Source organism: Rhodoplanes tepidamans, assembly GCF_030813915.1.
In the GTDB taxonomy this organism is placed as follows: Bacteria; Pseudomonadota; Alphaproteobacteria; order Rhizobiales; family Xanthobacteraceae; genus Rhodoplanes; species Rhodoplanes tepidamans.
Map to the genome: position 1 here is coordinate 169,621 of NZ_JAUSUJ010000001.1, position 15,138 is coordinate 184,758.

14 protein-coding genes are annotated in these 15,138 nt (G+C 70.7%); 13 read left to right on the forward strand and 1 reads right to left on the reverse strand.

The genetic code is table 11. The features are described from left to right. The first annotated feature begins 30 nt into the window (after positions 1-30). The 8 genes from J2S22_RS00740 (at position 31) to J2S22_RS00775 (ending at position 7,910) form a co-directional block, all read left to right on the forward strand. On the forward strand, positions 31-1,536 hold the full coding sequence (locus J2S22_RS00740; protein ID WP_272776428.1) for a tripartite tricarboxylate transporter permease: 1,506 nt from the start codon (positions 31-33) through the stop codon (positions 1,534-1,536). 404 nt (positions 1,537-1,940) lie between these two features. Then, positions 1,941-2,927, forward strand: coding sequence for a tripartite tricarboxylate transporter substrate-binding protein (locus J2S22_RS00745; protein WP_272776427.1), 987 nt, complete (start codon positions 1,941-1,943; stop codon positions 2,925-2,927). 131 nt (positions 2,928-3,058) lie between these two features. After that, entirely contained in the window at positions 3,059-3,853 is a 795-nt protein-coding gene (locus tag J2S22_RS00750) for a thymidylate synthase (RefSeq protein WP_272776426.1), read from the forward strand. A 167-nt stretch (positions 3,854-4,020) separates the two neighbouring features. Continuing rightward, on the forward strand, positions 4,021-4,944 hold the full coding sequence (locus J2S22_RS00755; protein WP_272776425.1) for a LysR family transcriptional regulator: 924 nt from the start codon (positions 4,021-4,023) through the stop codon (positions 4,942-4,944). Positions 4,945-5,053: 109 nt separating this feature from the next. Continuing rightward, positions 5,054-6,103, forward strand: a complete 1,050-nt coding sequence (locus tag J2S22_RS00760; RefSeq protein ID WP_272776424.1) for an ABC transporter substrate-binding protein — start codon at positions 5,054-5,056, stop codon at positions 6,101-6,103. Positions 6,104-6,294: 191 nt separating this feature from the next. Beyond that, positions 6,295-6,768 (forward strand): nucleoside deaminase, encoded by a 474-nt coding sequence (locus tag J2S22_RS00765; RefSeq protein ID WP_272776423.1) that lies wholly within the window; start codon positions 6,295-6,297, stop codon positions 6,766-6,768. 9 nt (positions 6,769-6,777) lie between these two features. Further along, the gene (locus J2S22_RS00770) at positions 6,778-7,278 is read left to right on the forward strand and encodes a thiamine pyrophosphate-binding protein (protein WP_272776422.1); all 501 of its coding nucleotides are present in this window, start codon (positions 6,778-6,780) and stop codon (positions 7,276-7,278) included. Further along, complete coding sequence (locus J2S22_RS00775) at positions 7,275-7,910, forward strand: thiamine pyrophosphate-dependent enzyme (protein WP_272776421.1); 636 nt, start codon at positions 7,275-7,277, stop codon at positions 7,908-7,910. The genes J2S22_RS00770 and J2S22_RS00775 overlap by 4 nt, the downstream gene beginning before the upstream one ends. 42 nt (positions 7,911-7,952) lie before the next feature. Here the strand turns inward: J2S22_RS00775 and J2S22_RS00780 are convergent, their stop codons facing one another. After that, positions 7,953-10,199 (reverse strand): hypothetical protein, encoded by a 2,247-nt coding sequence (locus J2S22_RS00780; RefSeq protein ID WP_272776420.1) that lies wholly within the window; start codon positions 10,197-10,199, stop codon positions 7,953-7,955. Between the two features lie 143 nt (positions 10,200-10,342). Here J2S22_RS00780 and J2S22_RS00785 point away from each other — a divergent pair, with 143 nt between their 5' ends. From J2S22_RS00785 to J2S22_RS00805, 5 genes are all read left to right on the forward strand, one after another. After that, positions 10,343-10,903, forward strand: coding sequence for a dihydrofolate reductase (locus J2S22_RS00785; protein WP_272776419.1), 561 nt, complete (start codon positions 10,343-10,345; stop codon positions 10,901-10,903). Between the two features lie 185 nt (positions 10,904-11,088). After that, the gene (hflK, locus tag J2S22_RS00790; protein ID WP_272776418.1) at positions 11,089-12,246 is read left to right on the forward strand and encodes an FtsH protease activity modulator HflK; all 1,158 of its coding nucleotides are present in this window, start codon (positions 11,089-11,091) and stop codon (positions 12,244-12,246) included. Continuing rightward, a complete protein-coding gene (hflC, locus tag J2S22_RS00795; RefSeq protein ID WP_272776417.1) occupies positions 12,243-13,175 on the forward strand; it encodes a protease modulator HflC in 933 nt (310 codons plus the stop codon). The genes hflK and hflC overlap by 4 nt, the downstream gene beginning before the upstream one ends. 73 nt (positions 13,176-13,248) lie before the next feature. Then, positions 13,249-13,440: a DUF2065 domain-containing protein gene (locus J2S22_RS00800; RefSeq protein ID WP_272776416.1), complete on the forward strand. Its 192-nt coding sequence runs from the start codon at positions 13,249-13,251 to the stop codon at positions 13,438-13,440. A 197-nt stretch (positions 13,441-13,637) separates the two neighbouring features. After that, a complete protein-coding gene (locus tag J2S22_RS00805; RefSeq protein ID WP_272776415.1) occupies positions 13,638-15,131 on the forward strand; it encodes a Do family serine endopeptidase in 1,494 nt (497 codons plus the stop codon). Positions 15,132-15,138 lie beyond the last annotated feature (7 nt).

The following is a 15,138-nucleotide window of genomic DNA, read 5'->3' on the forward strand; positions in this document are numbered from 1 at the left end:
CGCGCGAGCGCCGACTCGAAAGTCCCAGACATGACGGATCTGCTCGCAAATCTCGCACTGGGGTTCGGCGTGGCGTTCTCGCCCGCCAACCTGGCCTTCTGCATGCTCGGCACGCTGGTCGGAACCCTCATCGGCGTTCTGCCGGGGGTGGGCCCGCTCGCCACCATCGCCATGCTGCTGCCGATAACCTTCGGCCTGCCGCCGGTCGGCGCCCTGATCATGCTCGCCGGCATCTACTACGGCTCGCAGTACGGCGGCTCCACCACGTCGATCCTGGTCAACATCCCGGGCGAGGCGGCCTCGGTGGTGACCACGCTCGACGGCCACCAGATGGCCCTGCAGGGCCGTGCCGGCCCGGCCCTCGCCATCGCGGCCATCGGCTCGTTCTTCGCCGGCTGCGTCGCGACCGTGCTGGTGGCGGCGCTCGGAGCCCCGCTCACCTCGGTCGCGCTGCTGTTCGGCCCGGCCGAGTACTTCTCGCTGATGGTGCTCGGCCTGATCTTCGCGGTGGTGCTCGCCAAGGGCTCGGTGGTCAAGGCGCTCGCCATGATCCTGCTCGGCCTGATGCTGTCGATGATCGGCTCCGACATCGAGACCGGCCAGTCGCGCATGTCGTTCGACATCCCCGAGATGGCGGACGGCATCGGCTTCGTCACGGTGGCCATGGGCGTGTTCGGCTTCGCCGAGATCATGCGCAACCTGGAGCACACCTCGTCGCGCGACGTGGTCAAGGCCAAGCTCACCGGCCTGATGCCGACCTGGCCCGACCTCAAGGCCTGCGCCCCGGCGATCGGCCGCGGCACGCTGCTCGGCTCCATCCTCGGCATCCTGCCGGGCGGCGGCGCCGTCATCGCGGCCTTCGCGGCCTACACGTTCGAGAAGAAGGTGGCCAAGGACCCGTCGCGCTTCGGCCGCGGCGCCATCGAGGGCGTCGCCGCGCCGGAGAGCGCCAACAACGCCGCCTCGCAGACCTCGTTCATCCCGCTGCTCACCCTCGGCATCCCGCCGAATGCCGTGATGGCCCTCATGGTCGGCGCCATGACCATCCACGGCATCGTCCCGGGCCCGCAGGTGATGACCAAGCAGCCCGAGCTGTTCTGGGGCATGATCGCCTCGATGTGGCTCGGCAACGCCATGCTGGTCGTCATCAACCTGCCGCTCGTCGGCGTCTGGGTGCGCCTGCTGCGGGTGCCGTACCGGCTGCTCTACCCGGCCATCATGATGTTCTGCTGCATCGGCGTGTACTCGATCAACAACTCGCCGTTCGACGTGATCATGACGGCGGCGTTCGGCCTGGTCGGCTACTGGCTGTCCAAGCACGACTTCGAGCCGGCCCCGATGCTGCTCGGCTTCGTCCTCGGCCCGCTGATGGAGGAGAACCTCCGCCGCGCCATGCTGATCGCCCGCGGCGATCCGACCACCTTCCTGACCCGGCCGATCTCGGCCAGCCTGCTCGCGCTCGCCACCCTGCTCCTGGTCATCGCCCTGCTTCCGATGATCCGCAGCAAGCGCGAGGAGGTGTTCGTCGAGGACTGACGCCGCGGCGGCGACCGCCGCCCGGACGGACTCCGACAGCGCCGCGGTCCCGCCGCGGCGCTGTTCGCGTTTCGGGGGGGCCGGCCGTCGGGTGAGGGGCGGAGGACGTCCGTCGGCCTGCGCCGGCCGGGCGGGACTTGGGCTGTGCTCCGGGTGGGCGATCCGGTTCACGGCTGCGACAGTCTGCCGCATGTGCTGCGCCAGTGGCGATTCTCTACCAATCCTTGTGAAGCGGCCGTCGAGCCGTGAATTTCCTAGACCTAAGCCGAATTGCGCCACCGCTCGTCGCGGTGGCATGTCGCCCTTTGCAACCGAAGCCTTGCTACGCCCGCAGTCCTTGGAAGGTCCGAAGTCCTTGGTGCGCCTGAAAAGCCTGTCCCAGAGGAAACAACGAGGAGTCTGTCATGTCGTTCGGTAAGTTGACGGCCCTGCTCGCCGCCGGATGCCTCGCGGCGAGCGCCGGTGTCGCGCTCGCCCAGACCAACGGGTATCCGTCCCGGCCCATCACGATGATCGTTCCGTTCGCGGCCGGCGGCCCGACCGACGTCGTCGCCCGCATCGTCGGCGACCACATGTCGAAGACGCTCGGCCAGCAGGTCATCATCGAGAACGTCACCGGGGCCGGCGGCACCACCGGCGCGACGCGGGCCAAGCGGGCCGCCAACGACGGCTACACGGTGATCATGGGCCACATGGGCACCCACGCCGCCGCGGTGCCGCTTTACCCGAACCTCGCCTACGATCCGGTGACCGACTTCGAGCCAGTGGGCGTCGCGGCCGGCACGCCGATCCTGATCCTGGCCAAGAAGGACTACCCGGCCAAGGACCTCTCCGAGTTCGTCAAGCACGTGAAGGCCAATTCCGGCACCCTCAACATGGCGCATGCCGGCGTCGGTTCGGTCTCCTACACGACCTGCCTGCTGCTCAACTCGATCCTCGACGTGAAGCCGACCGACGTGCCGTTCAAGGGCACGGGCCCGGCCCTGAACGCCCTGATGGGCAATCAGGTCGACTACATGTGCGACCAGATCGTCAACGTCGTGTCGCAGGTGCAGGGCGGCACCATCCGGGCCTATGCGATCGCCACCGACAGCCGCAACCCGGCGCTGCCGGACGTTCCGACCACCAAGGAGGCCGGCCTGCCCGAGTACAAGGTCTCGGCCTGGAACGCGATCTTCGCGCCCAAGGGCACACCGAAGCCGGTCGTCGACAAGCTGTCCGACGCGCTCGACAAGGCGCTCAGCGACGAGGCCACCCGCAAGCGGCTGCTCGAGCTCGGCAGCGACCTGCCGGAGGGCGACCGCCGCGGCCAGCAGGCCCTCGCCTCGCTGGTGAAGAGCGAGGTCGAGCGCTGGAGCAAGGTGATCAAGGCCGCCGGCCCGGGCAACTGAGCGCCGTTCCGCGCGTCCGAATCGACGTCCATCCACAAGCGCCCGTTCCGCTCCGGCGGGGCGGGCGCTAGTGTTTCGCGCGCCGACTCGGGCCGCCGCCCGGCCGCGGCCGCGAACGAAAGTGCCGACCCATGCGCCAGTACCACGAGCTGATGGCCCGCATTCTCGCCGAGGGCGTGGAGAAGCGCGACCGCACCGGCACCGGGACGATCTCGGTCTTCGGCCATCAGATGCGCTTCGACCTGGCGGACGGGTTCCCGCTCGTCACCACCAAGAAGCTGCACCTCAAGTCGATCATCCACGAGCTCCTGTGGTTCCTGGCCGGCGACACCAACATCGCCTACCTGAAGGCGAACGGGGTGAGCATCTGGGACGAGTGGGCCGACCAGAACGGCGATCTCGGTCCGGTCTACGGGGCGCAGTGGCGGTCCTGGCCGGCGCCCGACGGCGGCACCATCGACCAGATCGCCCAGGCGCTCGACCTCCTGCGCCGCGATCCGGATTCGCGCCGCATCATCGTCTCGGCCTGGAATCCGGCGGACCTGCCGAAGATGGCGCTGGCGCCGTGCCACTGCCTGTTCCAGTTCTACGTCGCCGACGGGAAGCTCTCCTGCCAGCTCTACCAGCGCTCGGCGGACGTGTTCCTCGGCGTGCCGTTCAACATCGCGTCCTATGCGCTGCTGACCCTGATGGTCGCGCAGGTGACCAGGCTGAGGCCGGGCGACTTCGTCCACACCCTCGGCGACGCCCACCTTTACCTCAACCACCTGGAGCAGGCGCGCCTGCAGCTCTCGCGCGATCCGCGGACGCTGCCGACCATGATGATCGACCCGACCGTGACGGACCTGTTCGGCTTCCGCTACGAGCACTTCCGGCTCGAGGGCTACGATCCGCACCCGCACATCAAGGCGCCGATCGCGGTGTGACGGGTGGGCCGGACGCTCAGGCCGCCGTCATTCCGGGGCGCCGCCCGAGCACAGGCTCCGCGGCGAGCCCGGACCCCAGCCGCGTGGTCGGCGTTCGCCGCTGGAGCCCGGGTCCGCGGGCGCATGCCCGCGCCCCGGAATGATCGGATGCAGCGCGGACCCTCGCCATGACCCTGCACCGCCTCGGCCTGATCTCGAGCCGGCTGCAGGCGTTCCAGGCGGTGGTGCGGTTCGGCTCGATCCGGCGCGCCGCCGCCGCGCTCGGCGTCGCCCCGTCGGCGGTGAGTCGCACCCTGCGTCAGCTGGAGGAGGGGATCGGCACGCCGCTGTTCGAGCGCGCCCGCCAGCGCCTCGTGCTCACCAGCGCCGGCGAGATCCTCGTCTATCACGCCGGGGCGAGCGAGGCGGAGCTGGAGAAGGCCTGCGCCTTCATCGACGATCTCGCGGGACTGCGGCGCGGCACCGTCACGGTGGCGGCGGTGGAGAGCGTCGCCCGCGGCCTGCTGCCCGAGGTGCTGAGCCGCTTCTGGGTGCGCTGCCCGGACGTCGCGGTGCGGCTCGCCGTCACCGGCTCGGCCCAGGCCTTCGAGGCGGTGGCGCGCGGCGAGGCCGACCTCGCGGTCGGCTTCGACGCCAAGCCGCCGAAGGGCACGGTGCGGCTGGCCGGCGCCGCCCTGAAGCTCGGCGCGCTGATGCGGCCGGACCACCGGCTCGCCCGGAAGCCGCGCCTGCGGCTCGCCGACGTCGCGGCCGAGCGGGTGATCCTGGCCGACGCCAGCCTGACGCTCGGCGCCTCCCTGGAGGCGGCGATGCCGGGCGACGCCACGGCGCTGCGCACCGTCGCGGTCACCAACTCGATCCATCTGATGAGCGACCTCGCGGTGCGGGGCCACGGCATCACGTTCCAGACCCGGGTCGGGGTGGAGCGCGAGCTGGAGGCCGGCGCGCTGGTGTTCGTGCCGCTCGCCGATCCGCGTCTGAAGCCGCGCCGGCTGATGCTCGTCGCCCGCGGAAAGGCGCATCTGCCGGCCGGGCCGGCCGTGCTGGCGACGCTGATGACCGAGGCCGTGCAGGCGCTGGACGGGGCCTGACGGGTGTTGCTCTGCGGGCAACACCTCGATCACCAGCGTCCGTCTATCGCACCGTCCGGCGCGGTGCGACAGTCGCGCCCGGGGCCGCCCCGGCCCGACGGAGGTGACGATGAATCCGAGGTCCGTGCTGGCCGCCTGCGCCGCCCTGGCGCTGCTCGGGATGCAGGCCCTCCCGGCGACCGCCCAGGAGCCGACCAGGATCCGGTTCACGCTGGACTGGAAGATCTCGGGCCCGCACGCCTTCTACTACTGGGCGAAGCAGAAGGGCTACTTCGCCGCCGAGGGGCTCGACGTCACCATCGACCAGGGCGAGGGCTCGGCCGCGACCGTGACGCGGGTGATGACCGGCGCCTACGACGCCGGCTTCGGCGACATCAACGCCATCATGCAGACCGCCGCGGCCAAGCCGGGCGAGCAGCCCGTGATGGTCTATCTGGTCTACAACCGCGCGCCCTATGCGGTGATCGCCAAGGCCGACGGGCCGATCCGGACCCTGAAGGATCTGGAAGGCCGCACGGTGAGCGCGCCGGCCGGCTCGGCGACGTTGCGCCTGCTGCCGCCGCTCGGCGCGAAGAACGGCTTCGACGCGTCGAAGGTGAAGATCCTCAACGCCGCGCCCAACCTGATCGAGCAGATGCTGGTGCAGGGCCAGGCCGACGCCATCGCCCAGTTCTCGGTGACCAGCTACATGAACTTCGTCGCCATGAAGCGCGACCCCGAGAAGGACTTCCGCTGGTTCATGTACAGCGATCTCGGGCTCGACCTCTACGCCAACGGCGTGATGGTGTCGCAGAAGCTGCTCGCGGAGAAGCCGGCGGCGGTGCGCGGCCTCGTCAAGGTGATCAACCGGGCCGTCATGGACGTCGCCGCCGATCCGGCCGCGGCGGTCGCGCTGGTCGCCGGCCTGGAGCCGCTGATCAACGTCGACATCGAGACGCGGCGGCTCGTCTACACGATCAAGTCGCTGATGATCTCGCCGGAGACGGCGCGGCTCGGCATCGGCGATCTCGACGACGGACGTCTCGCCGCCTCGATCGCCACGGTGGCCGAGGCCTACGCACTCGACAAGCGGCCGGACCCGCGCGCCGTGTTCGTGCGCGACTTCCTGCCGCCGAAGGCGGAGCGCGACATCGCCGCCGCGGCCGCGAAGGCGAAGTGAACGACTCCACGCCCCACGCCTCGTCATGGCCGGGCTCGTCCCGGCCATCCACGACCTCGTGGAGCCGCGGCTTCGTGACAGGTCACGAGACCAAAAGACGTGGATGGCCGGGACGAGTCGGCCATGACGGAGTGAAGCAACCAAGACCCGCGCGTCCGGGCCGCAAGATCGACCGACAAGGACAGTTCCAAATGCCCGACCACCAGAAATTCATGCGCATCGCGATCGACGAGGCCAAGCGCGGCGCGGCCATGGGCGAGCAGCCGTTCGGCGCCGTGGTGGCGATCGGCGACGAGGTGATCGTGTCGACGCCGAGCCTGAAGGTCGGCACCTGCGACACCACCGCCCATTCCGAGACGCTGGCGATCGGGCTCGCGACCAAGAAGCTCGGGCGGCGCGAGATCCCCGAAGCGACCTTCTACTGCACCTGCGAGCCGTGCCCGATGTGCTGCGGCGCCGTGCTCAACGCCGGCATCAGGACCATGGTGATCGGGGCACGCAACCGCCACGTCAAGAGCCACGCGAAGCTCGCCTTCAACTTCAAGGACTACACGGTGGAGCGGCTGGCCGAGATGGTCGGCTGGGACCTCACCGTGGTCGAGGGCGTGCTGCAGGACGAGTGCGTCGCGCTCTACAGCGGCGCCGCCGTGCCGCTGACCCGCTGAGGCCCGCGCATGACCCCGCAGGCCGTCGAGGCGGTGATCGCCGGGCTGAAGGCCGCCGGCGTCAGCGTCGTCTGCTATCTGCCGGACTCGCTGTTCAAGGAGCTCTATCCGGCGCTCGACGCCGATCCCGGCATCCGCACCATCCGGGTGACCAACGAAGGGGAGGGGGCGGCGATCTGCGGCGGCGTCTTTCTCTCCGGCAAGCGCGCCGCGCTGGTGATGGAGAACTCGGGGCTGCGCGCCTCGATCGAGCCACTCGCCCGGATGGGCATGGGGGCCGGCATTCCCGTGGTGATGCTGATGAGCTATCGCGGCGATCTCGGCGAGAACAACTGGTGGGCCGTGCCGCACGGCATGACCATGGAGCCGCTGCTGACCGCCATGCGGATTCCCTATCGGGTCGTCGACGAGGCCGAGAAGGCGAAGCAGGCGATCCAGGACGCCGTCACCTGGTCCTACGCCTCCTATTATCACTCCGCCGTGGCGCTCACCGGAGGGCTGGTGCGATGACCGCGACCCCGGCACCCGAGAGGATGCACCGCTTCGACTGCATGCGCGTGCTGGCGCCGATGCTGAAGAACGAGCTCGTCATCCTGTCGCTCGGGGCGAGCGTCGACGAGTGGTACACGGCCGCCCCGCACATGCGCCAGGCGAGCCTGTTCCAGCAGCAGCTCGGCTGCGTCACGCCGCAGGCCTTCGGGCTCGCGGTCGGCCTGCCGCACCGGCGCGTCGTGTCGCTCGACACCGACGGCGGCATGATGTTCAACCTCGGCATCCTCGCGACGCTCGCCAACGAGCAGCCGAAGAACCTCCTGGTCGTCGTCTGGGACAACGAGTGCTACCAGTCGATCGGCGGGCCGCCGACCCACACGGCGCAGGGCCGCGTCGACATCGCCGCCATCGCGCGCGGCGCCGGCATCGCCGAGGCCCACACGGCCCGCACGCTGGACGACTTCGAGGCGCTGTGCCGGCGCGGTCTCGTCGCCGACGTGCCGTTCGTGATCGTCGCCAAGGTGTCGCAGGAGAGCTTCCGCGACGTGCGCCGCAAGCACTCCGACGGCCGCGAGGACAAGTACATCTTCGTCCGCCACGTCGAGGCGACCGAGGGCATCGTCATCATGGGCCCGAGCGAGCACAACTAGGACCGGGCGTCGCGCGCGAGGCGTTGCACGCCGCTCGCGCTCTCACCGCGTCAACGAATTGAGCGCGGCGAGCAGGAAGATCGTCAGCACGACGCCGACGATGCGCAGCGCGACCAGGAGCCGGTCGGCGCGCTCGGCGGTCGCCTGGTCGACCGGGCGGACGAGAATCCGGCGGCCGCGCAGCGTCGCCTCGCGGGCGTCGCCGTCCGGCGGGTCCGGGCCGGCGTCGGCGTCGGGGGCGGCGGCCCGATAGTAGCGCGCGATCGCGTAGTGCTCGTCGCAGATCTTGTAGAGCGGGATCAGCCGGTCGAACAGGAACAGCGGGCCGACCGGCCACAGCCTGGCGCCCGGCCTGCCCTCCGCCGGCGCGAAGCAGACGATCCCGAGGCCGAGGCGGAACAGCAGCCAGAACAGCAGCATCACCCCGGCGAGCCACCACACCACCTTGCCGGGCCGCAGGCCGTGGTCGGCGAGCGCCCACAGCATCACCGAGAAGGCGGTGCCGATCAGGTCGCCGACGGCCGAGACGGCGGCGCCGAAGCTCGCCTGCACCGGGGCCCCGTTCGCGGCCGGCGGCGCGGCGGCCGCGGCCTCGCCGTGTGCGCCCGGGCACAGGCGCGCCGCCCATGGCACCCAGCGCACCACGCGGTCGCAGAGATCGACGGTGCGGCGCTGGATGCGCAGCTCGTCCGCGTCGGCGCCGGCCTTCTCGAACGCCTCGACGAAGGTCAGGAACGGCTGCGAGGAGGGCGCCTGGTTCTTGTCGAGCCAGCGCAGCACGTCGCCGACGCTCGGCAGCTCCACCTGGCTCGCCAGCTTGGTGCCGTAGTCGGTGCCGCAGGCCGGCGTCGCCTTGTGGACGCGGCCGAACCGCAGGCCGTCCAGGAACGTGATGTAGGGCCGGTGCTGGTCGCCGAAGTCGTAGATCGCGGCGGCCGCCGACAGGCCGACGGCCTCGAACTTGTGCTGTGCGGCGACGCGGGCGAAGGCGGGATGGCCGGGGCGCACCGTCTGCAGCGTCGACTCGTCGTCCCACAGGTCGAGGATCAGGTTGCCGTCCACCTTGCTGCCGTTGAGCGCAAGGATGGTGACGGGGTGGTGCGGGTCCGGCGCCTCGCCGTCGCGCGGCGAGCCCCAGTTGAAGGCGGTGAGGCAGAGCGCGGCCTGCACCGTGGTGTCGAACACGTAGAACTCGAGATAGCGGCTCCCGGCGACTCCCTCGATGCCGACCGGGCGGGTCGAGCCGTCGGGCAGCGTCTCGGCCTCCTCGCGGCAGCCGCGCAGCAGGGCGTTCTCCTCGGCCGGCAGCTCGGGCCGGACGATGCGCCGCCGCTCGGCCTCCGCCACGGCCGCGATGGCGGCGCTGCGGAACAGCGTCTGGGTGTAGGTCGCCGGCCGTCCCTCGACGGCGTGCCGCCACCACGGATAGCGGGTGGCGTCGGGGCCGGCGCCGATCGTCACCACCTTGCCGAAGCCCGCCTGGTTGGCGGTCAGATAGCCGATCGTGCTGGCGTTGACGTGATAGGCGCAGCGGGCCTCGGTCTCGTCGAGGCGCAGCGTGCCGCCGATCCGGCTCGACTGGATCCACAGCCGCGAGAAGGCCGAGCGGGTCAGGTCGACGTCGCCCGACACGGCGAGCCGGACCAGGTGGGCGTCGAGGAAGACGATCGCGGTCTTCTGCTGCCACGAGCCGGTGACGTGGGTGTCGTAGGCGCGCAGCCGCCGGATGAAGCCGGCGCCGAGATAGACCGAGCCCTCGATCCGCGCACGGTTGAGCCGCAGCGTGCCGAACAGCACCGCGTACTCGATGCTGAAGTCGCCCTTCAGGCGGAGATTGCGGGCGTCGACGACGCCCATCACGACCGAGCGGTCGAGCACCAGGGAGTAGGGCAGGTCGACCCCGGCGAGGTCGATGCCGTCGCAGAACAGGGCGCCGACGATGCGGATGCCGCTCGGGGCGATGTCGGCCTCGCGGGCGAGCCGCTTGACCGTGTCGCGCGGCAGCCGGCGGGGGTCGCCGCCGTTGCTGCAGGCGCGCACCCAGTCGCGCTCGCCGAGCGGCATGCCGGCCTTCTCGGCGGTCTCGTCGCCGGCCTGCCGGTCGACGCAGTCCGGCTGCGGCGTCATGACGATCTCGCGGCCGGCGGCAAGGCAGTCGGCGATCGCCTTCAGGTCGGGCTTGACGCCTTCGGCCGGAGCGCCATGCTGCGCCCGTCCCTGGCCGGCCGGCAGCAGCGCCGCGGCGGCGACGATCATCCCCGCCAGGCCGACGGCGACACGCCGGGCCACACTCCGTCCAAGCCTGTCCACCGGGCGGCTCCCTCGAAGGCACTGACGATTCGGCTAGTCCATGATGTTCAGAATACCATTGTTTCTCAACCTGTGCGTGTCCATATGTTTCTGCTCTACGCCGTGCCGGCCGGGCCGATCGCATGACCGCTCGCCCGACTGATCGCGCGGCCGCCGGGCCCGAGCTCGTTCTGGTCGCCGCCGTGGCGGCCAACGGCGTGATCGGCCGTGCCGGCGGGCTGCCGTGGCGGCTGAAGTCCGACATGCGGCATTTCCGCACCCTGACCCTCGGGCATCCGGTGGTGATGGGCCGCAGGACCTTCGAGTCGATCGGCAAGCCGCTGCCCGGGCGGACCACCATCGTCGCGACCCGCGACCGGTCCTTCGCGGCGCCCGGCGTGGTGGCGGCGGCCTCGCTGGAGGCGGCGCTGGCGGTGGCGCGCGCCGATGCGCTGCGGCGCGGGGCCGGGGCCGTCATGCTGGCCGGCGGCGGCGAGCTCTACCGGGCCGCGATGCCGCTCGCCGACCGGCTGGAGATCACCCGGGTCGACGTCAGCCCCGCGGGCGACGCCGAGTTCCCGGAGATCGATCCCGGCGTGTGGCGCGAGGTCGCCCGCACGCCCGGGACCCCGGGCCCGGAGGACGAGGCGCCGTTCACCTTCTGCACCTATTCACGACTCGCGGCTGCGGAGGGCGGCGCGTGAGGGCCTGCGCCGTGCGCCGATGGGCCGCGCCGGGGCGTCGCGCCGCGGCAAGTCCGCGCGTTGAAACGGGGGTTGGTTTCCTATAACCCAAGCCACATCTTAGCGGAACGCTCCGGCCGGAGCCGAGGCGACCGGATCGCCGGGCGCCGGCCGTCGAGGCCGGTCGTAGAGGAAAGGCAGTATCGATGCCGTGGAGCAATCAGGGCGGCGGGCCGTGGGGATCGGGCCCCAAGGGACCGTGGGGGACAGGACCGCAATCGTCGGGTCCGACGCCTCCCGATCTCGAGGAGCTCCTGCGCCGCAGCCAGGACAAGCTCCGGCGCGTCCTGCCCGGCGGCAGCCTGGGCGGCAAGGGCATCGCCATCCTGGTGGCGATCGCCGTCGTGCTGTGGGGCGTGTCCGGCTTCTACCGGGTCGAGCCCGACGAGCTCGGTGTCGTGCTGCGCTTCGGCAAGTACAGCCGTGACGCCACGCCGGGCCTGAACTATCACCTGCCGTACCCGATCGAGACGGCGCTCACCCCCAAGGTGACGCGCGTCAACCGCATCGACATCGGCATGCGGGTGATCGAGGACGTGCGCCGCGGCACCTCGATGCGCGACGTTCCCGAGGAGAGCCTGATGCTCACCGGCGACGAGAACATCGTCGACGTCGACTTCTCGGTGTTCTGGGTGATCAAGCCGGCCGGCGGCGCCAGCCAGTACCTGTTCAACATCCAGAATCCCGAGGGCACCGTGAAGGCGGTGGCCGAGAGCGCCATGCGCGAGGTGATCGGCCGCTCCGAGGTGCAGCCGATCCTCACCGGCGCCCGCCAGACCATCGAGACCGCCGTGCACGACCTGATGCAGCGGACGCTCGACCAGTACGGCGCCGGCATCCAGATCACCCAGGTGCAGTTGCAGAAGGTCGACCCGCCCAACCAGGTCATCGACGCCTTCCGCGACGTGCAGGCGGCCCGCGCCGACCTCGAACGGGCCCAGAACGAGGCGCAGACCTACGCCAACCGCGTGGTTCCCGAGGCGCGCGGCCGCGCCGCCCAGATCACCCAGGCGGCCGAGGCCTATCGCGAGCAGACCGTCGCCGAGGCCCGCGGCCAGGCCGGCCGCTTCAGCAAGATCTACGAGGAGTATCGCAAGGCGCCGGAGATCACCCGCGAGCGTCTCTATCTGGAGACGATGGAGCGGCTGTTCGGCGGCACCGACAAGATCATCCTGGATCCGGCCGCCAACGGCGCCGGGACGACCGGCGGCATCGTGCCCTATCTCAATCTCGACGAGCTCGGCCGGCGGCAGGCGCAGCCGCAGGTCACGAGCCCGCGTACCCAGACGGGAGCCGCCCGATGAAGACCGGCATCGCTGGCGGCGTCGCCGCCGTCGTCGTCCTGATCCTGCTGGTGCTCGGCTGGGCCTCGGTGTTCACCGTGTACCAGACCCAGCAGGCCCTGGTGGTCCGCCTCGGCGATCCGCGCCGGATCGTCACCGAGCCCGGGCTGCACTTCAAGATGCCGCTGATCGACAACGTCATCTACGTCGACAAGCGGATTCTCGACCTGGAGAACCCGGCCCAGGAGGTGATCGCCTCCGACTCCAAGCGGCTCGTGGTCGACGCCTTCGCCCGCTACAAGGTCACCGACCCGCTGCGCTTCTACCAGACGGTCGGCTCGGTCGAGGGGGCGAATTCGCGGCTCGCCACGCTGCTCAACTCGGCGCTGCGTCGGGTGCTCGGCGAGTCCACCCTGACCAACGTGGTGCGCGACGAGCGCGCCCAGATGATGGCGCGGGTGCGCGAGCAGCTCGATCGCGAGGCGCACGCCTTCGGCATCAACGTGGTGGACGTCCGCATCCGCCGCGCCGACCTGCCGGAGCAGAACAGCCAGGCCGTCTATCAGCGGATGCAGACCGAGCGTCAGCGCGAGGCGGCCGAGTTCCGCGCCCAGGGCAGCCAGCGGGCCCAGGAGATCCGGGCGCGCGCCGACCGCGACGTCACGGTGCTGGTCGCCGACGCGACCTCCAAGGCCGAGCAGACCCGCGGCGAGGGCGACGCCACGCGAAACCGCATCTTCGCCGAGGCGTTCGGCCAGGACCCGGACTTCTTCACCTTCTACCGCTCCATGCAGGCCTACGAGGCCGGCCTGAAGCCGGGGGAGACCCGCTTCCTGCTGCGGCCGGACTCGGAGTTCTTCCGCTACTTCACCAATCCGAGCGGCGGTCGTCCGCCGGCGCAGGCGGCGGCCCCCGCCCGCACGGCGCCGCCCGCTACCGCCCAGCAGTGATCCGGCCGAGCCCGGTCCCCGCCGCGGGGGCCGGGCTCCGGCGCGCCGCGCGTGCCTGCCTTCGAGGCTTTCGATGTCCGCGTTCCTGGTCGCCCTCGGTCTCGTCTTCGTGATCGAGGGCCTTCTGTTCGCGGCGTTTCCCGGACCGGCCCGGCGGGCGGCGCTGGCCCTGCTGGAAACGCCGGAACACACGCTGCGGATCGTCGGCGTGGTCAGTGCGGCGATCGGCGTCGCCTTGATCTGGCTGATCCGTCTATTATCCTGAGCGGCGAGTGCGTGAGCGGCGAGCGTGCGGGCCGTGACGGCGCGGACGGGGTCGCCTTTCCGCCCCAATCCGTCCGTATGGGCCCGGTCCTCTCGCGGCGTCCGGCCTGCGGTCCGGATCGGACATGGCTCAACACGTCCGGCACCCGCGCGTCCATCGTTCACGCGTTTCGTCACCTCCGAGGAGATCGCCAGGTCATGGCCGGCCTTTCGTTCGAACGCATCCGCCGGATTCGGCGTCCGCTCGTCGCGGCGACGCTCGCCGCGGCTCTGCTGGTCGCGGGCGACGCCCGCTCCGCCCCGCGCGGTCCCGACGTCATCGCCGACGTCACCGAGAAGGTGATGGACGCGGTCGTCAACATCTCCACCTCGCAGAACGTCCAGGCGCACGGCAACGCGGTGCCGAGCCTGCCGCCGGGCGCGCCGTTCGAGGACTTCTTCGAGGAGTTCTTCAAGAACCGCCGCGGCCAGCAGGGCGAGAACAGCCCGCGCGAGCGCGCCCCGCGCCGCGTCAACTCGCTCGGCTCCGGCTTCGTGATCGATCCGTCCGGCATCATCGTCACCAACAACCACGTGATCGCCGACGCCGACGAGGTGACGGTGATCTTCAACGACGGCACCCGCCTGAAGGCGGAGATCCTGGGCCGCGACAAGGAGGTCGACCTCGCGGTCGTCAAGGTGACGAGCGACAAGCCGCTCAAGGCCGTGTCGTTCGGCGATTCCGACAAGCTGCGGATCGGCGAGTGGGTGGTGGCGATCGGCAACCCGTTCCAGCTCGGCGGCACGGTGACGGCCGGCATCGTCTCGGCCCGCAACCGCGACATCAACTCGGGGCGCTACGACAACTACATCCAGACCGACGCGGCGATCAATCGCGGCAACTCGGGCGGCCCGCTGTTCAACCTCGACGGCGAGGTGGTCGGCATCAACACGGCGATCATCTCGCCCTCCGGCGGCTCGATCGGCATCGGCTTCGCGGTGCCGTCGAAGACCGCGATGCCGATCATCGACCAGCTCCGCCAGTTCGGCGAGACTCGGCGCGGCTGGCTCGGCGTGCGCATCCAGCAGGTCAGCGACGAGATCGCCGAGAGCATCGGCATCAAGCCGGCGCGTGGCGCGCTGGTCTCCGGGGTCGACGACAAGGGCCCGGCGAAGCCGGCCGGAATCGAGACCGGCGACGTGATCGTCCGGTTCGACGGCAAGGACATCAAGGACATGCGCGACCTGCCGCGGATCGTCGCCGAGACGCCGGTCGGCAAGGACGTTCCCGTGGTGGTGCTCCGCAAGGGCAAGGAAGAGACCAAGACGGTCAAGCTCGGCCGGCTCGAGGACGGCGAGAAGCAGGCCGCGCTGAGCCCCAAGCGGGGCGACGGCCCGGACGACAAGTCGGTCGTCCAGTCGACGCTCGGTCTCAACCTCGCCAACCTGTCCAACGACCTGCGCAAGCGCTACAAGATCAAGGACACGGTCAAGGGCGTGGTGATCACCAGCGTCGACTCGAAGTCGTCCGCCGCCGAGAAGCGCCTCGTCGCCGGCGACGTGATCGTCGAGATCTCGCAGGAGCCGGTGGCGACCACGGCCGACGTGCAGAAGCGCATCGACCAGCTCAAGAAGGACGGCCGCAAGTCCGCCCTCCTGCTGGTCTCCGGCGCCGACGGCGACGTGCGCTTCGTGGCGCTGTCGCTGCAGTAGCGGCAGA